Here is a 20,698-nt window from a genome sequence, read left to right as displayed (position 1 = left end):
GCTCAGCCTCTCGCTGCAGGAGTCTCTGCGGACACGGATACGGAAACGGGCGCGAAGCCCGCGGCGGTGGCAGCGAACACATCGCCCGCCGCCAGGGGAACCGCGGCGGCCACGGCGCCCGCCAGCACGATGTCGCCGGCGGCGAACGCGTCGCCGAAACCGCCGATCGCGCGGGCCAGCCACTGCAGAGCGACCAGCGGATCGCCCAGCACCGCCGAGCCGGGACCCGCCGCGACCTCATCGCCGTTGCGGGTCATCGAGATGACCTGGGCGGGCAGCGACGCGAGCAGTTCGGGGGTGGCGGGAAGGATCTCGCCGTAGACGATGCGGGCGCTCGATGCATTGTCGGCGACGGTGTCGACCAGGCTGATCTTCCAGTCCGCGACGCGGGAGTCGATGATCTCGATCGACAGTGCGACGCCGTCGATCGCGTCCCACAGTTCGTCGGCGCTCGGCAGGGGCGGTAGGTCGCGCCCGATGCGGAAGGCGAACTCCGCCTCGGCACGAGGGGCGATCAGCATCCGCGCATCGAGTTCGCCACCGTCGGGGATCACCATCGCGTCGGTGACGACGCCGAAGTCGGGCTGGTCGACGCCGAGCTGGCGCTGCATCGCGAGCGAGGTGAGACCGATCTTGCGCCCGACGATGCGCTCACCGGCGTCGAGGCGTCGCGCGATGTTCACGCGCTGCACCGTGTAGGCCTCGTCGAGCGTGAGCTCGCGGCCGGCGGAGGGCGGGGGCACGGGCGAGCCCGTCTCCTCGGCGGCGTTCAGGGCGTCGGCGAGTGCGACCAGGGCGGGGTCCGCGTCGATGCGTGTCGTTGTCACCCTGACATGGTCGGCACCGGTCCATGCTCGGCGCGAACGCGTGTGCCGCCCGCCGGAACACGATCTGAGGCGGGCGCCGGTGCGCCCGGCACGATCGGAGTCAGGAGGAACACCACATGCGCGCAGCCGTCGCCGTCGCCCAGCACCCCGACGATCCCGTCGCCGGGCTCTCGCTCCGCGAGCTCCCCGACCCGGTCGCACAGCCGGGGTGGACGCGCGTGAGCGTGCGCGCCGCCGCCCTCAATCCGCACGACACGTGGACGCTGCGCGGCGTGGGGCACCCGGCCGACCGCATCCCGATCGTGCTGGGGTGCGATGCCGCCGGGGTCACCGACGACGGGCGGGAGGTGATCGTGCATCCCGTCATGGGGGATGCCGCCGCCGGCCGCGGCGACCAGACGCTGGATCCCGCGCGTGCGCTGCTGTCGGAGACGATCGACGGGGGGCTCGCGGAATACCTCGTCGTGCCCGACGAGCTGATCGTGCCCAAGCCCGCGGGGCTCAGCTGGGCCGAAGCCGGCGCCCTCGGGGTGACGTGGGGCACCGCCTACCGCATGCTGTTCACCCGCGCGGGGCTCACCGCCGGCGACCGCGTGCTCGTGCAGGGCGCGAGCGGCGGGGTCGGCAGCGCCGCGATCGCCCTCGCCCGCGCCGCCGGCGCGCGGGTGTACGCGACGGCACGGTCGGAGGCCAAGCGCGCCTTCGCGCTCCATTGCGGCGCCCACGCGGCGTTCGCGCCCGGCGCGCGCCTTCCCGAGCGGGTCGACGTCGTGATCGAGACCGTTGGCGAGGCCACGTGGGGCCATTCGCTGCGGGCCCTGCGCCCCGGCGGCATCGTCGTGATCGCCGGGGCGACCAGCGGCGGCATGCCGCCGGCCGAACTGCAGCGCGTGTTCTACCAGCAGCTGCGCATCGCGGGCTCGACCGGCTGCACGCGCAGCGAGTTCGAGGCGATGCTGCGGCTCGTCGAGGTCGCCGGCATCCGCCCCCAGGTCGAGACGCTCGGCTTCGACGACATCCCCGACGGCTTCCGCCGGCTGCTGGCCGGCGATGTGCTCGGCAAGCTCGTGGTGGAGTTCGACGAGCCCTAGAAGACCCGGCCACCCCCGGCCATCGACAGCTGCGGCGCCGTCGTGTTGACGAAGACGAGCGCGACCGGCGTGCGCGCCTCGAACACGTGGTCGGCGTCGGCGGGGAACCGCACGAAGTCGCCGGCGTCGACCACCACGGGATCCGACACGGGGCCCATGCGCACGATGCCCTCGAGCACATAGCAGTGCCGCAGCGCCGCGCGCCCGCGTGCGGGGCACAGAAATGGCTGGTCGCCGCCGGTCAGGCGCAGCACGGCGTTGACGACATAGCCCGAGCCGAAGGCCTGGTCGAGCTGGCGCACCTGGGCGCCCGCCTGCTGCTGCCAGCGGATGTCGCGGCCCGAGTGCGTGAGGATCTCGGTGCCCATCTCGCTCAGCAGGGCCCGGATGCTGATGTCCAACGCATCCGCGAGGCGCTCCAGCGTGTCGACGGTGGGGTTGCTGCGCCCCGCCTCGATCGCGACGATCGTCTGTTTCGCTAGACCGGAGCGTCGGCTGAGCTCCCCCAGAGAGAGATCGCGATCGCCGCGGAATCGCTTGAGATTTCGGGCGACGACGTCGTTCATGGCCATGGGTGTCGCCTTTCCACGAGCGAGGCTGCTGTCTGGTTCACCATACCGGTCGCGTTGCCCGCAGCATCCGCCCGGGAGCACACTCTCACCACCGACGCACCCGTTCCGGCATCGATGAGGATGAGGACCCCATGAACGAGACCCGCACCCGCGACGAGCGCACCGCCGTCGACAAGGCGATCGACGTGCTCAAGGCGTTCGGCCGCGACGCACACCTCGGCATCGGCGTGAGCGAGCTCAGCCGCAGGGCGGGCTTGAGCAAGTCCACGACCTTCCGCGTGCTCGGGATGCTGGAGCACAACGGCGCCGTCGAGCGCGCCGGCACCGCCTATCGCCTGGGCCGGCTCATCGAAGAGCTCGGCACGCCTGCGGCCGCTCCGATGCAAGACGCGGTGCGCGACGCGGTCACACCGTTCCTCGCCGAGCTCTACGTGCAGACGCACGCGACGGTGCAGCTGGCCATGCTCGCGGGATCCCACGTCGTCTACCTCAACAAGCTCGAGGGCCCCGCGCGCCTCCGCACACCCTCGCGCATCGGCGGCCGGATGCCGGCCTATTGCACGGGCGTCGGCAAGGTGCTGCTGGCCGCCGACCCGATCGCGACCGAGATCGCGCTGCGCGAGCCGCGGCACGCCTGGACGGCGCACACGATCGTCGACGAGCACGCGTTCCTGGCCGAGCTCGACCACGTGCGCACCTCGGGGGTCGCCCACGACCGCGGTGAATCGCTCGAGACGCTCTCGTGCATCGCGGCGCCCGTGCGCGGCGCGGGCGGTCGGGTCATCGCCGCGCTGTCGGTGTCGGGCGACGCCGCGACTTTCCAGCCGCTGCGCTACGAGCGCACGCTCCGCGCCGTCGCCTACTCGGCCTCGCGGGCGCTCGCGACCCAGAAGCTCGCCGCCGAGCGGCGCACCGCCGCCGTCGCCTGACCGGGCGGCATCCGCTCGCAGCGAGCTACGTTCACCGCGGCACCTGCAGCGACGCGGTGAACGAGGCGCCCGTCATCTGCTCGCGGTGCCGCTCGATGTATTCGGCGACCCGAGGGCGGATCGTCGGCTTGTCGAGCTTGCCCGCGCCGTTGCGCGGCACCTCGTCCCAGACGAGCAGCCGGGTCGGCAGCTTGTAGCGGGCGATCGACAGCGCCGCGAAGTCGCGCACCTCGTCGAGCGAGATCGTGCCCTCGCGCAGCGAGACGACGGCGCACACCGCCTCTCCCCACTTCTCGTCGGGCACGCCCACGACGGCGACATCGGTGATCATCGGGTGCGCGTTGAGCACGTTCTCGATCTCGGCGGGGTACACGTTCTCGCCGCCCGAGATGATCATGTCTTTCAGCCGGTCGACGATGAAGAAGTAGCCGTCGGCGTCGCGGTAGCCGATGTCGCCGGTGCGGAACCAGCCCTCCGGCGTGAACGCCGCCGCCGTCGCCTCCGGGTTGTTCCAGTAGCCCGACGACACATTGGGGCCTCGGACCCAGAGCTCACCGGTCGTGGTCGCCTCGTCGACCTCGGCGTGGGTCGCCGGGTCGACGATCTTGACCTCCGTGTAGGGCATCGGCACACCGCACGACCCGAGCTTGTCGAGCGTCTTTCCCGACTCCAGGTAGGTCGCGAACGGCGATGTCTCGGTGAGCCCCCACGCCTGCTGCAGGTAGACGCCGCGCTCGGCGTACGAGGCGATGAGGGCGGGCGGCACGGGGGCGCCGGCGGCGATGGTCGATCGGAGCGCCGTGAGGTCGGCATCCGCGAACCCGGGTTGGCGCCCGATCGCCGCGAGCATCGCCGGCACGACGAACATCGTGTTCACACGCAGGTTCACGAGGTCGTCGAGGGCCTGCGCGGGGTCGAACGCGCGGCGCACGACGACCGTGCCGCCCCGGGTGAGTGTGCGCAGCGTGAGCGCGTTGAGGCCGCCGATATGGAACAGCGGCGCGACCGCGAGGTACACGTCGCCGACGCGGGTGTCGACGACGGTGTCGACGTTCACCCAGTTCCACCAGATGTTGCCGTGCGTGAGCAGCACGCCCTTCGAGCGGCCCGTCGTGCCCGACGTGTAGAGCACGACGGCGAGGTCGTCTTCATGTCTGGTCACCGGGGGCGCCTCGCCGGTGGCCGACCTGCGGAAGGCCTCGTACGACTGCCAGTCGGCAGCGAGGGACACATCGGATGCTGCCGCCGCATCGTCGTCGACCAGCAGCGGCCGGCGAACGCTGAGCTCGCCGAGGAACGGGTCGATGAGACCCGCGTGATACGGCTCGGCCACCAGCACGTCGGGGCGCGCGTCGAGCAGGATGGCGCGCAGCTCGGGGCCGGCGAGGCGGAAGTTCAGCGGCACGAACGCGGCGCCCACCCACGCAGCGGCGAAGTAGCCGGCGATGAAGGTGATGCTGTTGACGCCCGCATAGGCGATGCGGTCGCCGGGGCCGATGCCGTCGGCGCGCAGAGCGGCCGCGAACCGGTGGATCTCGTCGGCGAACTCGCGGTAGGTCCACTCCCGGCCCTCGTACACCACGGCGGTCGCCGCGCCGTGCTGGGCGGCGTGGCGCTGCAGGTGGCGCACGGGGCTGATGTCGTTCGCGATCACGGGTGACTCCTCGGGAAGACGGCGGTGTCCGCATCCGAGGATGCCGGGGATGCCTCCATCATGCGCGAGGTCGTTCCGCTGCGCGGCACGACCCGACGTGCGGCGCGCGCCGCGCTGCGCTTGAGTGGGGTGATGGAAGACGACTCGATCTGGTTCGGCGGCATCGAGGCCGCACAGCTCAACGAGAACAGCCGGTCCACCCTCAACGAGAATCTCGGCATCGAGATCACCGCGATCGAGGCCGATCGCATCGTCGGCCGCATGCCGGTCGACCATCGCACGATCCAGCCGGCCGGCGTGCTGCACGGCGGCGCATCGGTCGCCTTCGCCGAGACGCTCGCCTCGTGGGGCGGCTATCTCACCGTCGACCCGGCGCGGTTCCACGTGGTCGGGCAGGAGATCAACGCCAACCACGTGCGCCCGGCGCGCGACGGCACATGGGTCACCGGCGTGGCCACGCCCGTGCACCTCGGGCGGCGCGCGCAGGTGTGGGACATCCGCATCACCGACGAGGCCGGCAAGCTCGTGTGCATCTCGCGCTGCACCCTCGCCGCCATCGCCGAGGCCAGCGGCTACGCGCCGCCGGAGCAGCGCTCGCGCTGATGCCGGACGGACGGGCGGTCAGCGCGGATCGACGCGAAGAGTGGTCTGCCTGGCTTCGGCCTTCATGAGCGACTGGGTCGCAGAGCCCGTGCCGTACTTGGCGAAGTAGGCAGCATCCACCGCATCGTCGTGCGAGGAGTCGGGCGTGTACGTCACCTCGCGGGTGGTCGAGCCCCACCGGAGGAACCCCTCGTGGTGATGGGCGACGCCCCGATACCACTGCCCCTCGGGGCCCTTGACCGAGCGGAGATACAGGTCGCCGTCGACGACGACGTGCCACACGATCGTGAGCGACCTCGATGAGCCGTCGGCCCGCCGGCCGGCGACCCGCACCTCGCCCGCGCGGTCGAGTTCGTCCAGCTCCTGCTGCGTCCATCCCGGCATCGCCGTCTCCTCTCGAAGGCCTCACCCCATCTGAGCAGCGCCGAGGCCGCGCGGCAAGGGATGCCGCCCGCTGAAGGGAGCCCTGTCAGGGCCTCCCGCGAGGCTGTCGCGCCTGGTTCTCTGGTGGCATGTATGGAGCAGTGATCCACGCCGCAGGCGACGTCCGCTACGAGGAGCGCCCCGACCCCGAGATCGTCGAACCGACCGATGCGCTCGTGCGCACGGTCGCGACATGCGTCTGCGGGTCGGATCTGTGGCGCTACCGAGGCATCTCGAAGGTCGACGGTGCGACGCCGATCGGCCACGAGTTCTGCGGCGTCGTCACGGCCGTCGGCGCCGCGGTGACCACCGTGAAGCCCGGCGACTTCGTCGTCGGCGGGTTCAATCCGTCAGACGACACGTGTGCCCTGTGCCGCAAGGGCGCGACGGCGAACTGCGAGCACGGTTCGCACTACGACGGCGCCCAGGCCGAGCAGATCCGCATCCCCTTGGCCGACGGCACCCTCGTCGCCACCCCCGAATACCCGTCAGGCGACCTGATCCCGAGCCTGCTCGCCCTCTCCGACGTGATGTGCACCGGCTGGCACGCGGCCGTCTCGGCCGGCGTGCGGCCCGGCGACAGCGTCGCGGTCGTCGGCGACGGCGCGGTCGGGCTGTGCGCCGTGCTGGCCGCCGCACATCTCGGCGCGACGACGGTGATCGCGATGAGCCGGCACGAGGCCCGGCAGCGCGTGGCCACCACCTTCGGGGCGACCCACATCGTCACCGAACGCGACGAGGCCGGCATCGCCAGGGTCAGAGAGCTCACCGACGGCATCGGCGCCGACCGCGTGCTCGAGTGCGTGGGCACCGAGGGCGCGCGACTTCAGGCGGTCGGCAGCGTGCGCGACGGCGGCAGTGTGGGCCTGGTCGGCGTGCCGCACGGCGACCTGCCCATCGACCAGCTCTTCTGGCGCAACGTCGGCATCAAGGGCGGCCCCGCCGACTGCCGCGCCTACCTGCCCCACCTCATGGAACTCGTGTGGAACCGCACCATCGATCCCGGCTTGGTCTTCGACCTCGAGCTGCCGCTGAGCGAGGTCGGCGAGGCGTACGCCGCCATGGACGAGAGGCGCGCGATCAAGTCGCTGCTGTGGCCGTGAGGGCGGATGCCGCCTCTCAGGCTGCGCCTGAGTATGGATCGGAGATGGCAGACTGGCGCTGATCGCGCCGTGTCGACTCCCGTCGCGGCACCGCCGAACCGCCGCCTGGAGCCCCTGACCGATGTACGCCTTGCTTCTCGCGATCATCTACATCGCGTTCATCAGTCTCGGCCTGCCCGATGCGCTCGTCGGCTCCGGCTGGCCCGTGATGCACGAGGACCTCGGGGTCCCCCTGGGATATGCCGGCATCCTCACCATGATCATCGCCGCCGGCACGATCGTGTCGAGCCTGCTGTCAGAGCGCGTCACGCGGCGCTTCGGCGCGGGGCTGGTCACCGCCGTGAGCGTCGCCCTCACAGCATCCGCCCTGCTCGGGTTCGCGTTCTCGGGTTCGTTCTGGATGCTGTGCCTGTGGGCCATCCCGTACGGCCTCGGCGCGGGCGCGGTCGATGCCGCCCTGAACAACTACGTCGCCCTGCACTACGCGGCACGGCACATGAACTGGCTGCACAGCTTCTGGGGTGTCGGCGCCTCCATCAGCCCCTTCATCATGGGCGCCGCGATCAGCTCCGGACTCGGCTGGTCCAGCGCCTACCAGGTCGTCGGCGGCATTCAAGTCGTGCTCACCGCCCTTCTCTTCGTGAGCCTTCCGCTCTGGACGCGCGTCGATCGCACTCGGCCTCCCGTCGCGCACGACGACACCACCGATACCGTCGCACCGTCGAACGCTCCCGCACACCGGCACGTGCCCCTGCGCGCCGCCCTCAGCATCCCCGGCGTGCCGCTGATCCTCGCCGCCTTCTTCGCCTACTGCGCCGTGGAGAGCACCCTCATCCTCTGGGCCTCGACCTACCTCGTCACCGAGCGCGGCATCGACGCGGCCACGGCGGCGACCTTCGGCGCGCTGTTCCTGCTCGGCATCACCGCCGGCCGCTTCCTCAGCGGATTCTTCGCCGACCGCGTCGGCGACCGCGCCCTCATCCGGGGCGGCTTCCTCACCGTCGGCGTCGGCGTCGCGCTGATCGCACTGCCCTTCACCACCGACGCCCTCGCGCTGGCCGGTCTCGTGATCGCCGGCCTCGGCTGCGCCCCCATCTACCCGGCGATCGTGCACTCCACCCCCGCGAACTTCGGCGCCCGCAACTCGCAAGCGATCATCGGCATCCAGATGGCCGCCGCCTACACCGGATCCACCGTCATGCCGCCGCTGTTCGGCGGGCTGTCCGCCTGGACGGGGATGTGGGTGCTGCCGCTCTACCTCCTGCTCTTGGTCGCCCTGGGCCTGGTGATGTCGGAGAGGTTGAACCGGCGGATGCAGGTGACCCACGCGGCAGCGGACTAGACGCGGAGTCGTCGCGCCGTCAGATCTCCTGCCGCTGGCGGGTTATCCACAGGCGGCCCCTCGCGCGTCGGCGCCTGGAGTCACACTGACCTCAAGGAGCAGCATCCAGGAAGGCGCGACCGTGTCGTGCTCGCAGCGTGGCTCCCGCCTCGGACCGGTACCGGATGGGTAGTGCCGATTCCTATCGTGCGGAGGAGTTGAGGGTTCCTCTTGAGCAATCGCTCAGACCCGTGATTCGAAAGGAAGGCGTGCCATGCCGAACATTCACGACATCGCGATCAAGCCTGCTGTGGACTGGGTGCTGCCCGTCCCCAAAGGCTGGATCGACCTCATTCGGGCTACGCCGGGCCAGGTGGTCTACAAGGGGGGCGTCGACGGCATCGACATCGAGGCCCTCGGAGCGGCCAAGGCGTCGATCCACCAGGTCGCGGTGACGGGCACAGCTGAGTTCCATGACTACGAGACATTCGGCTCGGATGAGCACGGCTTCCGTGCTTTCCGCTCGGAGACTCAACTATCGACCGACGACATCAGCGTCACCATCCTGGACTGGGAGGCCGGGTTCGGCGGCGAGGAGCGAGTGGAGATCGATATGAGCGGCTCCCTCCGCGAAGACGGCGTCCTGATCGCGAGCTTGGAAGTCAGGTTCTACGAAGGCGCCACCGAAGGAACGACAGAACTGGAGGACTCGAAGGCTCTGCAAACCGCGGTCGCGCGAGGGGGTGTGTCGAACTTCACCATTCATCTCGCAAATGATGAAGACGACTGGGCAACCGTCCGGGGCACCATCTCGAACCGCCTGATCAAGAAGTAGCGATCGAACGCCAGGTCGGCGGGGCCCGACTTGCGACGCGGTCGGACCCCGCCACTACGTGGACAGCGCGCGCCCCAAGCCCAGGCCGGAGCCCCTGAGCAGCTGCTGGCACTGAAGCGTCACTGGATCGAGATGGGCTTCGAGGCGATCCCGAAGACGAGTGCGCTGATCCTTCCGCTCTCGGCACGCCCGTGGCTTCAGTAGCAAGGAGGCCGGTGGCCACTCTGCGAGGTCTCCGCCGGTCTCCCGATCCGTCGCGGCGCTGCTCGAGCACTCCGACGCCCTTCTCCTGGGTATGATCAAGGGGTGCTTCGGCACCTCGGGGCTGTAGTTCAATGGCAGAACTTCTGCTTCCCAAGCAGACAGCGCGGGTTCGATTCCCGTCAGCCCCTCCACTTTTCACGACCAGCGCAGGCGCGTCCCCTGCGCCCCGTTCTCACCCGAGCGGGCGGGCCTTCACGACGGCGGCGTCGGCACTGGCCGCCCAGCTGGCGAGCAGCGTGAGGGTGTCGGCAGAGGCCGATCCGGGTTCGGCCGTGTAGGTCGACAGCGTGAGGCCGGGATCGGCGGGCAACTCGAACGCCTCGTAGGTGAGGACGAGCTCGCCGACGACCGGATGGTGGATCCGCTTGACCCCGCTGCGGTGGAAGCGCACGTTGTGCGCAGCCCAGAGGCTGCGGAACCGCTCGGAGCGGGTCGAGAGCTCACCCACCAGGTCGGTCAGCTTCCTGTCGAAGGGATTGCGGCCGGCCTCTCCCCTCATCGCGGCGACGAGTTCCTGGGTGTTCTTCTCCCACTCCGGATAGAAGTCCTGCGCGGCCGGGTCGAGAAACGCGAAGCGGGCGCTGTTCGGCGCGGGGTCGGCGAACACCGGTGCGTAGAGCGCACGGCCGAGCGCGTTGGCGGCGACGTAGTCGAAGTAGTTGTTGCGCAGGATCGCCGGCGCATCCGTCATCGCATCCATCAGACGTTGGATGCTGGGGCGCACGGCCTCCGTCTTCTTCCTCGGCCGGCGCGCCGTGGGTGACACGTTCGCAGTGCGGGCGAGATCGAACAGGTGCGCCGTCTCGGCTTCGTCGAGCTGGAGGGCGCGTGCGAGGGCATCGAGCACGCTGTCGGAGGCGCCGGAGAGATCGCCCCGCTCGAGGCGGGTGTAGTAGTCGACGCTGACGCCCGCCAGCAGCGCAACCTCTTCGCGGCGCAGCCCCGGCACGCGCCGATTGCCGCCGTAGGCGGGGAGCCCGGCCTGATCCGGGGTCATGCGGTCGCGTCTCGTCGAGAGGAACTCGCGCACTTCACTGCGGTGATCCATGTCACAGAAGCTACGCCGCGCGGCGTCGGCGAGGGAGGCCCTGCGGGTACCGGTCACGACGGACACTCCCGCCCGCCGGCATCCCCCAGTGGGCTGGGATCACCCCCCCCCCCGAGAGGAAGCCCCATGCTTCACAAGGGCGCGATCCTCACGATCGTCCTCGTCAGCTACTTCATGATCCTGCTCGACAACTCGGTCATCTTCACGGCGCTGCCGAACCTGCAAGCCGACCTCGGCCTCTCGTCGACCGAGCTGGCGTGGGTGCAGGATGCCTACACCCTCGTGTTCGGCGGGCTGCTGCTGCTCGGCGCGCGGGCGGGCGACATCCTGGGGCGCAAGCCGGTCTTCATCTTCGGACTGGTCGTGTTCTCGCTGGCCTCGCTGCTGATCGCGCTCGCACCCGCCGCATGGTGGATCATCGCGGCTCGAGCCGTGCAGGGCGTCGGCGCCGCGATCGTCGCCCCGTCCGCGCTGTCGCTGATCACCGCGACCTTCGAAGGCGAGGAGCGCAGCCGCGCGGTCGCCTGGTACTCCGCGACCGCCGGGATCGGAGCGAGCCTCGGCCTCGTGGTCGGCGGGGCGGCGGCGACGTGGTTCTCGTGGCGTGCCGGGTTCTTCATCAACGTGCCGATCGGCGTCGCGATGCTGATGCTCGCGCCCCGCTTCCTGCCCCGATCCGTCGCTCTGCCCGGCCGGTTCGACGTCATCGGAGCGGTCGCCTCGACCCTCGGCGTCGGGTCGCTCGTGTTCGCGATCCTCTCTGCATCGGAGTCCGGATGGGCGGCCCCGCAGACGATCGCAGGGTTCGTCACAGCCGCGATCATCCTCACGGTGTTCGTGATCGCCGAGAGCCGCGCGTCGCAGCCCATCATGCCGCTGCGACTGTTCGCCAGCCGCATCCGCACCGGCGCCTACCTCACGCGCCTGCTGTACCTGGGCGCGATGATCGGGTTCTTCTTCTTCACCTCGCAGTACCTGCAGGAGGCACTCGGGTTCACCCCGCTGCAGGCCGGGCTGGCGTTCCTGCCGATGACGCTCGTCAACTTCGTCGTCGCGATGGGCATCCCCTGGCTGGTCCGCCGCTTCGGCGACCCGCCGATCCTCATCGTCGGCGCGGTGCTCACGCTGGCCGGCATGATCTGGCTCAGCCGGATCACCGAGGACGGCGACTACCTCACCGCCGTCGCCCTGCCGATGCTGCTGCTCGGCGCCGGTCAGGGGTTCGCGTTCGCCCCCATGACGACCTTCGGCCTCGCCGGCGCGACCGCGCAGGATGCGGGAGCGGCGTCGGGAGTCGTGAACACGTTCCACCAGATGGGCTCGTCGCTCGGCCTCGGAATCCTCGTGGCCGCGGCCGCCGCAGCGACGCCCGGCACAACCGGCACGGCCGCGATCATCACCGCTCAGGCCTCGGCGGCGCTCACCACGGCGAGTCTGTTCCTCGCCGCGGCCCTGGTCGTCGTGCTGGCTCTCATCGCACCGGCCGCGCTCTTGCGGCCCTCGCGCACCGCCGAGAGTGCGAGCACCGCCGTCGCCGAGAAGGCGTCGTGAACCAGGTACTGCCAGGGCCTTACTCGCGCCGGAGCCCGCGCGTAGCGTTGCCGGCGTGAGCGCAGAACTGATCCTCAACAACGGTGTCCGCATCCCCCCGATCGGCCTGGGCGTGTTCCAGAGCCCGCCGGAGGAGACCACCGCTGCCGTCGAGACCGCGTTGGCGGTCGGCTACCGCCACATCGACACCGCGGCCGCCTACGGCAACGAGCGCCAGGTCGGCGAGGGCATCCGTCGCTCCGGCCTCGATCGCGACGAGATCTTCGTCGAGACCAAGGTGTGGCCGAGCGACTACGGGTACGACGAGACCCTGCACGCCTGGGAGAAGTCGACCAGAAAGCTCGGCGTGGAGCAGCTCGACCTGCTGATCCTGCACCAGCAGGCCGCCAACCTGTTCGACCGCACGATCGCCGCCTACCGCGCGCTCGAGACCCTCCTCGCCGACGGCAGGGTCCGTGCGATCGGCGTGAGCAACTTCACCGAGGCCGCCCTCGACCGCCTGCTGGCGGAGGTCGGGATCGTGCCCGCCGTCAACCAGGTCGAGCTGCATCCGTACCACTCGCAGCCCGCTCTCCAGCGCGCGCACGCCGCGCGAGGCATCCTGACACAGGCCTGGTCGCCGATCGGCGGCATCACCTTCTACCCAGGCCCGTGGGGCGACGAGCGACGAAACGTCATGCAGGATCCCGTGCTCGTCGCGCTGGGCGAAGCGCACGGCAGGTCGACTGCGCAGATCATGCTCCGCTGGCACCTGCAGCAGGGCCGCTCGGCCATTCCGAAGTCGACCAAGTCGGAGCGCGTCGCTGAGAACTTCGACGTCTTCGACTTCGAACTCTCCCCCGACGAACTCGCCCGGATCGACGCGCTCGACACCGGCCACGGCAACGGGCCCGATCCTGACCGCGAATTCGACGAGCGGATGCTGTTCCCCATCCCCGAGGACTGACCGCGCGCGGGGGGCTCAGACGCGGCGGTAGGTGCTCACCATCGGGCAGTCGAAGGGGTCGCGCGCGGCGAGCCCGACGCGGTTCAGGTACGCGATGACGATGCCGTACGAGCGCCACAGCGTCGTCTCGGTGTAGGGGACGCCGAGTGCGCGGCACTGGTCGATCACGATCTCGCGCGCCCGCGCAAGGTGCGGTCTGGGCATATTCGGGAAGAGGTGGTGCTCGATCTGGTAGTTCAGTCCGCCCATGAGCCACGTCGCCCACCATCCGCCGCTGATGTTGCGTGAGGTGCGCACCTGCTTGCTGAAGAAGTCGAGCTTGGCATCTTTCGCGATGATCGCCATGCCCTTGTGGTTGGGCGCGAACGAGGCGCCCATGTAGACGCCGAAGACCGCCAGCTGCACGCCGAAAAAGGCGAAGGCAATGCCCAGGGGCAGGAAGACGAACACCGGCGTCCAGATCACCGCGAACCGCACCGCGATCAGAGCGAGCTCGATCCATCGTCCCTTCACGGCCTGCCGCCCGAGCAGGTGCCGCAGCGCCAGGAAGTGGAGGTTCAGCCCCTCGAGCGTGAGCAGCGGGAAGAACAGCCATCCCTGGCGCCCCGTGATCAGGCGACGGATGCCGCGCGCCTGCGCAGCATCCTCATCGAGGAACGAGATGGTGTCGACCTCGATGTCGGGGTCTCTGCCGACGCGGTTGGGATTGGCGTGATGGCGCGTGTGCTTCGACGTCCACCACGAGTAGCTCATGCCGACGACCCCGTTCGCGAGCACCCGCGCGAGCCGGTCGTTCGCCGGCCCCGAAGCCAGGATCTGCCGATGGGCGGCCTCGTGTCCGAGGAACGCGACCTGCGTGAACAGGATGCCGAGCGCTGCGGCGATGAGCAGCTGGAACCAGCTATGCCCGAGCAGCACGAATCCGGTGATCGCGCCGCCGAATCCGAGCGCGACCGCCATGCCGACGAACGCGTAGAACCAGGGCGTGCGCCGCAGCAGTCCGCTCTCGCGGACGACCTGCGCGACCTCGGTGTACGCCTTGGTCATCGGGGGGAACTCGGCGGTGCCGGCATAGGTCTGGCGCACCGGACCGAGGCGGTGGGTGGAGACGGTGGGTGAAGAGATGGCGCACCCGTTTCATCAGGACCGTAAGGCCGGTGAAAGCCAGGGGCGGATGCCCATCGCTGCCCCCACCGTACGGGGAGGTGTATGAGCGAAACGGCATACAGCCCTCGTCGGGCAGCTACCGCCGCGCTGCGGGCTCGCGCACGAGCTGCTCCCGCAAGAAGTCCGCGCCTCGCTCGATCTGCGCCAGCGGGTCGGTGCCGACGAAGACGTGGTCGGCACCGGGCACCGCGAGGAGCTCGGCCGACGCACCGGCGTCGCGCAGCGCCCCGAGCAGCTGTTCGCTCTGGCTGAACGGCACCAGCCCGTCGTCTTCGCCGTGCACCAGCAGGAACGGCGGAGCGTCGGCGCGCACGTGGTGCACCGGCGAGACGAGCCTTCTCGCCTCTGCGGGCGGATAGGGCGAGCCGGCGAGCAGCACGTCGATCGGCTCGGCGGTGCCCTGCGACTCGAGGTTCTCGATCCATTCCGCCGGCATGGTGTCGCGGAACGACGGCATGGTGTCGACGTCGGCGACGCCGTAGAACACGACGGCGGCGGCGACGGCCGAGCTCTCGCCGGTCACGCCCGCGTCGCCCTCGAGCTCGGGTGCGTCGACGAGAGCGAGCAGCGCGGCCAGGTGACCTCCGGCCGACTCGCCCCACACGCCGATCGCGGCGGCATCGATGCCGAGCTCGCCGGCGAAGCGGCGCAGATACCTGACGGCGGCCTTCGCGTCGTGCAGCTGCGCCGGGAACGACGCCTCGCGCGAGTGCCGATAGTCGATAGATGCGACCGCCAGGCCCCGGTCGATGAGCGACTGGAAGAGGCTCCCCGCCGGCCAGTACTCCGGCGGCGCGAGTCGCGTGCCGAACAGCCACGCCCCGCCGTGGATCCACACGACGCAGGGCACCGGCCCCGTGCGCTCCGAGGGCACGTACAGGTCGAGCTGCAGCGGACGGTAGCCGTCGGGCATCGCGTAGGTCAGCGCCGGATGCACGACCGCGCGCGCCGGATGCTGCCGCTCGGCCTCGCCGGGGGCGGAGAACGCCGGCGGCTGGAACCCGGGCTCCGCCGCTGCGCGCGCACGCCCCACGAGCTCGGCATACACGGCCGCGCTCGGCTTCGGGATGCGCGCGAAGCTCCCCCGGTCGACCGAGAACAGCCCCAGCTGACGCGTGTAGCCGAAGATCCACTCGAAGTTGTCCATGAGGGTCCAGTGGCAGTACCCGAGCACGGGCACGCCCCCGGCCATCGCGGCGGCGAGCCCCTCCAGCGCAGGCTCGAGCAGACCCGCGCGCAGCGTGTCGTCGTCGGTGCTGACGCCGTGCTCGGTGACGAACACCGGCACCCCGCTCACCGCGTAGGCGTACTCGACGGCGCCGCGCAGCGACTGCGGCTCGACGGCCGAGCCCATCTCGTTGAGCGCGGTGCCGGCAGCGGGTCGCACGAGGCCGTCGGGTCCGTAGACAAGCCGCTCGTAGTTCTGCACGCCGATGAAGTCGTCGTCGGCCGCCAGCCGCAGCCAGTAGTCGTAGGCCTCGGCGCGCTTGCGGTCGCGCAGGGCCTCGCCGCCGGGGAGCGCCACGTCGTCGGCCATCGAGATCGACAGCCCCACCTCGAGGTCGGGTCGCAGCTCGGCGATGACCTGCTTGGCGGCGAGGTGCGCACGGGTCATGCCCTCCCGCATCCCCGGGAAGTCCTCGGGGATCATGACGTTGCCGGTGCGATACCGCTCTACGCCCGCCGCACGGCCTGCCGCTTCGAGGGTCGCCCGCTCGAGCTCGGCGACGAACGGCGGCAGCCCGCTCCACGTGAGCATCTCGGGCAGGTTGGGCTCGTTGAAGGTGACGACGGCGCGGATGCTGCCGCCCAGGCGCTCGATGACCCTCCGGGTGAAGCGGGCGAACAGCTCTGGCGCCTCTGGGTCGAGCCAGGCACCGCGCATCGCGAACCAGTGCGGGCTCGTGAAGTGGCTGAGGGTGATCACCGGCGCGAGGCCTCGGGCGCAGCATCCGTCGACGACAGCCGCGTAGTGGTCGAGGGCGTCTTCGGAGAACTCGCCGGGCACGGGCTCGATCCGCGCCCATTCGACCGAGAAGCGGAACGCGTTCAGCCCCAGCCCCGCGGCCAGGTCGAGGTCGGTCTGCCACAGCTCCCACGAACGGCAGGCATCGCCCGACGGCTGCTGGAAGACGGTGGGGGCGACCTGCTCGAGGAACGAGGTGTCGCTGGCGGTGTCGCCGCCTTCGACCTGGTGGCCTGCGGTGGCGACTCCCCAGAGGAACCCGGGGGGAAAGGCGAGGGACATGCGAATGACTCCGAATCGAGGGGGTCGCGCACCGCTCCGGGCAGGCGGAGCGGTGCGCGACGGGTTACTTGACCTTCTTGATGGGGATGATGAACGCCGCGCCGAGCAGGCCCGCGATCGCGCCGGTGAGGAAGAGCGCCGGGAAGTTCTGCGGGTGCTCGGCCGATGCGCCGATCGCAAGCAGGATGGGCGCCACGGCGGGCACGATCGACGACGGCAGGGTGCTCGCCAGGCCCATGATGCCCATGTCTTTCGCGATGTTCTTCTTGTCGGGCAGGATCTCGCTGATCAGGGCCAGGTCGACGGCGAAGTAGACGCCCTGGCCGAGACCGATGACGGCCATCGCGATGAGGAACGTCGTGTAGTCGGTCGCGAAGGTGACGATCACGAGCCCGATCGCGAAGATGAGGGCGGCCACGATGACGAACGGCTTGCGACGGCCGAGCTTGTCGGAGAGCTTGCCGGCGATCGGGGCGAAGACGAGCGCCATCGCGGTGAGCACGAGGGTCGACAGGAACACGGCGCCCGACACTTCCGCCGGCGTGAACCCGAGACCCAGGATCAGGTAGAACGCCTGGTAGGCCTGCACGGCGGCGACACCGAAGAAGATCAGCAGACGGCTCCACCACGCCCACCCGAACGACGGGTGCTTCACGGGGTTGACCCAGAAGGTGCCGAAGAAGTCGCGGGCGGTGAGGGCGGGCACCTCGTCGCGCGTGATGACGCGGTCGGGGAGGCGCAGGGCGAGGAGCAGTGCGCCGACGGCGCCGATGACGGCGGGGATGAGGAACTGCGCGAGCAGCGACCCCGACACGAGCTGCGCGAGGAACAGGCCGATGACCGCTCCCACGGGCAGGCTCAGACCGACCAGGGCGGATGCCGGACCGCGGCGGTCGGGCGAGTACTGGTCGGCGAGGATCGCCGTGCACGCGACGGTCACGGCGGTGAAGCCGAGCACCGTGATGATGCCGCCGACAGTCAGAGTGGCTGTGTTCGTCGCGGCGAAGCTCAGCGGCGCGCCGATGAGGAAGAGGATCGCGCCCAGGATCAGCAGCGGGCGACGGCGCCCGGTGCGCCAGGTGATGCGGTCGCTCACGCGGCCGAACACCGGCGCGGCGACAAGGCCGAAGACGGCGGCGATGGCGACGGTGATCGACAGGATCGTCGTGGCGTTCTCGGGGTCGAGCAGGTTCGCCTTCAGCGAGAGCGTCAGCACGGCGGGCACGAGCTGCGCCATGCCGGCCGCGATCGCGGCGAAGCCGAGGAAGAAGAGGAACCCGCGGCGCGGGTTGGGCCACTCCTGTGGAGTGGTGTCGACGTCGGGTGCGTCGTGCGAGTCGATCGAGGTCATGTGCGCTTCCTTGCGTGCGGCCGGCCGCCATGGCCGGCTTCGGGTGGTGGAGTGTTCAGTTGTTCCGGTGCGTCAGGTCAGGACAGGTGTGTGGGCTCGGACGTGGGTGGATTCACCCGGATGCAGCGCCGTGCGCTCCCCTCCGAGCACGAGCTCGGCCTCGACGCCGTGCGGCACGGCGCAGGTGATCCGGGCGCCGTCGCCGGTGTGCTGCCAGTCGAGGGTGATCGGACCGTAGGGAGTGGGGACCGAGGCGTGCACCGAGGTGACGCCGGCCTCGAGATCCGGCTCGATGACCGCCCTGCGATAGCCGGGGGCGAGGGGGCGGATGCCGGCGACCCTCCGGTAGAGCCAGTCGTCGACGCACCCGAAGGCGTAGTGGTTGAACGAGACCGCACGGGGCGTGCCGTCGGTGCCGACGGCGTCCCACGACTCCCAGATCGTGGTGGCACCCGCATCCACTTCGTACAGCCACGACGGCATCCGGTGCTGCCACAGCACGCGACGGGCGAGGTCGCGATGCCCCGACTCCCAGAGCACGTCGAGCAGATAGGGCACCGAGAGAAAGCCTGTGTCGAGGCGGTCGCCGCGCTCGCGCACGAGGGTCGCGAGCCGGTCGGCGGTGCGCTCGCGCAGCGCCGGAGGCACCATGTCGAACGCGAGGGCGAGGGTGTAGACGCCCTGCAGCCGCACCGGCAGGTCGCCGTGCGCGTCGATGTGCGCGGCCGCGAAGTCCGATCGCACCGCGGCGGCGCGCGCCGCGAGTTCGTCGGCCTGCGGCGCTCTGCCGAGCACCCGGCACATGCGGGCCGCGATCGTGAGCGTCTGAGCCTGGAACATGGGGGCGAGCAGTGCGCCGGTCAGCGTCGGCGCGACGAGGATCGCCTCGTGCGGCGGCAGCCCCTCGAGGGTCGACGGCGCCAGCCAGTCGCCGAACTGGTCGCCCCAGTCGCCCGTCTCGCTCTGCCGCCGTTGGAACGCGACCCAGGCCAGCACGGCGTCGAGGTTGTCTGCGAGCACGCGGCGGTCGCCGCAGTGCTCGTAGATGGTCCACGGCACGAACGCGATCGCATCCGACCAGCCCGCCGCGTGCACGATGCCGCCGATTCCGGTGGCCTGTGCGGCGGCGGCCGCGTCGAAGGGCGACCGGGGAGAGGTGATCGGCACGGCGCCGCCGGGCAGCTGATCGGCGCGCAGGTTTGCGAGCCAGCGCGAGAAGAACGGCGCGACCAGGGCGTTGCTCGCCGCGGCGGGGGCGAACGCCTGCGCGTCACCGGTCCATCCGACCTTCTCGCGCTGCGGGCAGTCGGTGGGCACCGACACGAAGTTGCCCTTCATGCTCCACACCGCGTTCTCGTGCAGGCGGTTGAGCCGGGCATCCGAGGTGGCGAAGCGCCCGGTGTACTCGAGGTCGCTGCCGATCACCACCGCGACGATGTCGTCGGCGGTCAGCACGGCGACGCCTGCGATGCGCGCGTAGCGGAAGCCGTGGTAGGTGAACGTCGGCTCGTAGGTCTCGTGCGCGCCGCCAGCCGAGACGAACACGTCAGCCTGGTCTTTGTTGATGCCGACGATGTTGTCGAACCATTCGCCGTCGGCGCCGAGGGTCTCGGTGTGCTCGATCGTGATCGCCTGCCCCGCCGCGAGCCCCGAGAGGCTCAGCCGCACGCGGCCGGCGATCACCTGCCCGAAGTCGACGACGAACACGTCGCCGGCACGTCGCACCGAGACGGCGGGCAGCTCGCCGATCCGACGGATCGGCTCGCCCGTGAAGGGGGTCAGCGCCGCGGTCGGCTCGGCGGTCGTGGTCACCGGGGCCCATGCCGCGGCATCGAAGCCGGGCTCGTCCCACCCCGTCGGCACGGCGCGGGCGTCGTAGCACTCCCCCACGAACAGGTCGGCGTAGCGCCACGGGCCGGGTGCGCTGCGCACGTCGCCGGCGGAGCGGATGCGGCGGGTCTGGCCACCCGGCAGCTCGACGTGCAGCTGCCACGTCGCCGCCGTGCGGTCGCCGAACTGGGCGCTCGACCCGGTGATGCCGATGCGGCCCGCCCACCATCCGTCGGCGAGCGCGACGCCGAGCACGTTCTGCCCCGCCGTGACGAGATCGGTGACGTCGTGGCACTGCACGCAGATGCGGTGCAGATAGCTGTCGAACCCGGGGGCGAGCACCTCGTCGCCGACCGCGCGGCCGTTCATCGTCGCCTGGTACACACCGTGCGCCGTCACGAACAGTCGTGCGCGCACCGGCTGGACCGCGAGGGTGAACTCCTGACGCAGCAGCTGCGCGGGGCGAAGGCGTTCGGCGGGAGCGGTGTCGTCGACCGAGCCTGTGATCCAGTCCCGCAGCGTCCATCGCTCGATCGCGGTGGGCTGCTGTTCCGGCTCGATCCACGGCGCGACCCAATCGCCCGCTGCCAGCAGCGCCGTGCCGAACCGCGACGAGCCGGTGAGCAGTGCGCCGGCAGCATCCCGGCTCTCCACCGTCCAGCCGTAGTCGGCGTCGGAGCGCAGCCGTCGCCCGGCGTACTCGATGAGCGAGGTCTCGGCGCTCGCGACGAGCCCGCTGTCCCACTGCAGGTCGCCGCGGCGATCGCGCACGATGAGGCGGTACGACGCCTGGGCATGATCGGCGATCCACGAGAAGCGCGGAGCGTCGGCGCCCACGGCGATCGGCGCGTGGAGATGCTCCACCCGCAGATCACGGCAGCCCTGCTCGTCCATCGCGCTCCTTCGCTCGAATCGTGAATACCTTACATCACAGG

17 protein-coding genes and 1 tRNA gene are annotated in these 20,698 nt (G+C 70.6%); 9 read left to right on the top strand and 9 right to left on the bottom strand.

The genetic code is table 11. From position 1 onward, the window contains the following. Positions 1–2: 2 nt before the first annotated feature. Positions 3–827, bottom strand: a complete 825-nt coding sequence (locus tag OAW74_RS08985) for a 2-keto-4-pentenoate hydratase (protein WP_262874021.1) — start codon at positions 825–827, stop codon at positions 3–5. 116 nt (positions 828–943) lie between these two features. Here OAW74_RS08985 and OAW74_RS08980 point away from each other — a divergent pair, with 116 nt between their 5' ends. Then, positions 944–1,918, top strand: a complete 975-nt coding sequence (locus OAW74_RS08980) for a zinc-binding dehydrogenase (RefSeq protein WP_262874020.1) — start codon at positions 944–946, stop codon at positions 1,916–1,918. Here the strand turns inward: OAW74_RS08980 and OAW74_RS08975 are convergent. Continuing rightward, positions 1,915–2,490 (bottom strand): XRE family transcriptional regulator, encoded by a 576-nt coding sequence (locus tag OAW74_RS08975; RefSeq protein WP_262874019.1) that lies wholly within the window; start codon positions 2,488–2,490, stop codon positions 1,915–1,917. The genes OAW74_RS08980 and OAW74_RS08975 overlap by 4 nt on opposite strands. 131 nt (positions 2,491–2,621) lie before the next feature. Here OAW74_RS08975 and OAW74_RS08970 point away from each other — a divergent pair, with 131 nt between their 5' ends. Next, positions 2,622–3,419: an IclR family transcriptional regulator gene (locus tag OAW74_RS08970; protein ID WP_262874018.1), complete on the top strand. Its 798-nt coding sequence runs from the start codon at positions 2,622–2,624 to the stop codon at positions 3,417–3,419. A 31-nt stretch (positions 3,420–3,450) separates the two neighbouring features. On the opposite strand, the gene OAW74_RS08965 is transcribed toward OAW74_RS08970, so the two are convergent. Further along, a complete protein-coding gene (locus OAW74_RS08965) occupies positions 3,451–5,073 on the bottom strand; it encodes an acyl-CoA synthetase (protein WP_262874017.1) in 1,623 nt (540 codons plus the stop codon). Positions 5,074–5,097: 24 nt separating this feature from the next. On the opposite strand from OAW74_RS08965, the gene OAW74_RS08960 reads away from it, so the two are divergent. Next, positions 5,098–5,676: a hotdog fold thioesterase gene (locus OAW74_RS08960; protein WP_316250213.1), complete on the top strand. Its 579-nt coding sequence runs from the start codon at positions 5,098–5,100 to the stop codon at positions 5,674–5,676. Positions 5,677–5,694: 18 nt separating this feature from the next. Here OAW74_RS08960 and OAW74_RS08955 read toward each other — a convergent pair whose 3' ends face one another. Continuing rightward, positions 5,695–6,060, bottom strand: coding sequence for a DUF2255 family protein (locus OAW74_RS08955; protein ID WP_262874016.1), 366 nt, complete (start codon positions 6,058–6,060; stop codon positions 5,695–5,697). A 128-nt stretch (positions 6,061–6,188) separates the two neighbouring features. Between OAW74_RS08955 and OAW74_RS08950 the strand changes: the two genes are divergently transcribed. From OAW74_RS08950 to OAW74_RS08935, 4 genes are all read left to right on the top strand, one after another. Continuing rightward, positions 6,189–7,202: a zinc-dependent alcohol dehydrogenase family protein gene (locus OAW74_RS08950; protein ID WP_262874015.1), complete on the top strand. Its 1,014-nt coding sequence runs from the start codon at positions 6,189–6,191 to the stop codon at positions 7,200–7,202. Between the two features lie 121 nt (positions 7,203–7,323). Further along, complete coding sequence (locus OAW74_RS08945) at positions 7,324–8,544, top strand: MFS transporter (RefSeq protein WP_262874014.1); 1,221 nt, start codon at positions 7,324–7,326, stop codon at positions 8,542–8,544. A 253-nt stretch (positions 8,545–8,797) separates the two neighbouring features. Further along, on the top strand, positions 8,798–9,358 hold the full coding sequence (locus OAW74_RS08940) for a hypothetical protein (protein WP_262874013.1): 561 nt from the start codon (positions 8,798–8,800) through the stop codon (positions 9,356–9,358). Positions 9,359–9,679: 321 nt separating this feature from the next. Next, positions 9,680–9,753: transfer RNA gene (locus OAW74_RS08935), tRNA-Gly, on the top strand. A gap of 41 nt (positions 9,754–9,794) precedes the next feature. Here OAW74_RS08935 and OAW74_RS08930 read toward each other — a convergent pair. Continuing rightward, positions 9,795–10,670, bottom strand: coding sequence for a helix-turn-helix transcriptional regulator (locus OAW74_RS08930; protein ID WP_262874012.1), 876 nt, complete (start codon positions 10,668–10,670; stop codon positions 9,795–9,797). A 126-nt stretch (positions 10,671–10,796) separates the two neighbouring features. On the opposite strand from OAW74_RS08930, the gene OAW74_RS08925 reads away from it, so the two are divergent. Further along, positions 10,797–12,221 (top strand): MFS transporter, encoded by a 1,425-nt coding sequence (locus OAW74_RS08925; protein WP_262874011.1) that lies wholly within the window; start codon positions 10,797–10,799, stop codon positions 12,219–12,221. Positions 12,222–12,276: 55 nt separating this feature from the next. Beyond that, positions 12,277–13,167, top strand: coding sequence for an aldo/keto reductase (locus tag OAW74_RS08920; RefSeq protein WP_262874010.1), 891 nt, complete (start codon positions 12,277–12,279; stop codon positions 13,165–13,167). A 15-nt stretch (positions 13,168–13,182) separates the two neighbouring features. On the opposite strand, the gene OAW74_RS08915 is transcribed toward OAW74_RS08920, so the two are convergent. From OAW74_RS08915 to OAW74_RS08900, 4 genes are all read right to left on the bottom strand, one after another. Beyond that, entirely contained in the window at positions 13,183–14,292 is a 1,110-nt protein-coding gene (locus OAW74_RS08915; protein ID WP_262874457.1) for a fatty acid desaturase family protein, read from the bottom strand. Between the two features lie 118 nt (positions 14,293–14,410). Next, positions 14,411–16,582 carry a family 1 glycosylhydrolase gene (locus OAW74_RS08910; protein ID WP_262874009.1) on the bottom strand — a complete coding sequence of 724 codons (2,172 nt, stop codon included), beginning with the start codon at positions 16,580–16,582 and terminating at the stop codon, positions 14,411–14,413. A 64-nt stretch (positions 16,583–16,646) separates the two neighbouring features. Continuing rightward, the gene (locus tag OAW74_RS08905) at positions 16,647–17,933 is read right to left on the bottom strand and encodes an MFS transporter (RefSeq protein WP_262874008.1); all 1,287 of its coding nucleotides are present in this window, start codon (positions 17,931–17,933) and stop codon (positions 16,647–16,649) included. A 72-nt stretch (positions 17,934–18,005) separates the two neighbouring features. Continuing rightward, entirely contained in the window at positions 18,006–20,657 is a 2,652-nt protein-coding gene (locus OAW74_RS08900) for an alpha-L-rhamnosidase (protein ID WP_262874007.1), read from the bottom strand. Positions 20,658–20,698 lie beyond the last annotated feature (41 nt).

The sequence above is a fragment of the Microbacterium fluvii genome, assembly GCF_025515205.1.
Lineage (GTDB): Bacteria > Actinomycetota > Actinomycetes > Actinomycetales > Microbacteriaceae > Microbacterium > Microbacterium fluvii.
This window is presented reverse-complemented; position numbering and strand designations above follow the sequence as displayed.

Excerpts from the sequence above, each read along its gene's own strand:
- OAW74_RS08980 (WP_262874020.1), top strand. The coding sequence starts at position 944 with ATGCGCGCAGCCGTCGCCGTCGCCCAGCACCCCGACGATCCCGTCGCC.
- OAW74_RS08975 (WP_262874019.1), bottom strand. The coding sequence starts at position 2,490 with ATGGCCATGAACGACGTCGTCGCCCGAAATCTCAAGCGATTCCGCGGC.
- OAW74_RS08970 (WP_262874018.1), top strand. The coding sequence starts at position 2,622 with ATGAACGAGACCCGCACCCGCGACGAGCGCACCGCCGTCGACAAGGCG.
- OAW74_RS08955 (WP_262874016.1), bottom strand. The coding sequence starts at position 6,060 with ATGCCGGGATGGACGCAGCAGGAGCTGGACGAACTCGACCGCGCGGGC.
- OAW74_RS08950 (WP_262874015.1), top strand. The coding sequence starts at position 6,189 with ATGTATGGAGCAGTGATCCACGCCGCAGGCGACGTCCGCTACGAGGAG.
- OAW74_RS08945 (WP_262874014.1), top strand. The coding sequence starts at position 7,324 with ATGTACGCCTTGCTTCTCGCGATCATCTACATCGCGTTCATCAGTCTC.
- OAW74_RS08940 (WP_262874013.1), top strand. The coding sequence starts at position 8,798 with ATGCCGAACATTCACGACATCGCGATCAAGCCTGCTGTGGACTGGGTG.
- OAW74_RS08930 (WP_262874012.1), bottom strand. The coding sequence starts at position 10,670 with ATGGATCACCGCAGTGAAGTGCGCGAGTTCCTCTCGACGAGACGCGAC.
- OAW74_RS08925 (WP_262874011.1), top strand. The coding sequence starts at position 10,797 with ATGCTTCACAAGGGCGCGATCCTCACGATCGTCCTCGTCAGCTACTTC.
- OAW74_RS08910 (WP_262874009.1), bottom strand. The coding sequence starts at position 16,582 with ATGTCCCTCGCCTTTCCCCCCGGGTTCCTCTGGGGAGTCGCCACCGCA.
- OAW74_RS08905 (WP_262874008.1), bottom strand. The coding sequence starts at position 17,933 with ATGACCTCGATCGACTCGCACGACGCACCCGACGTCGACACCACTCCA.
- OAW74_RS08900 (WP_262874007.1), bottom strand. The coding sequence starts at position 20,657 with ATGGACGAGCAGGGCTGCCGTGATCTGCGGGTGGAGCATCTCCACGCG.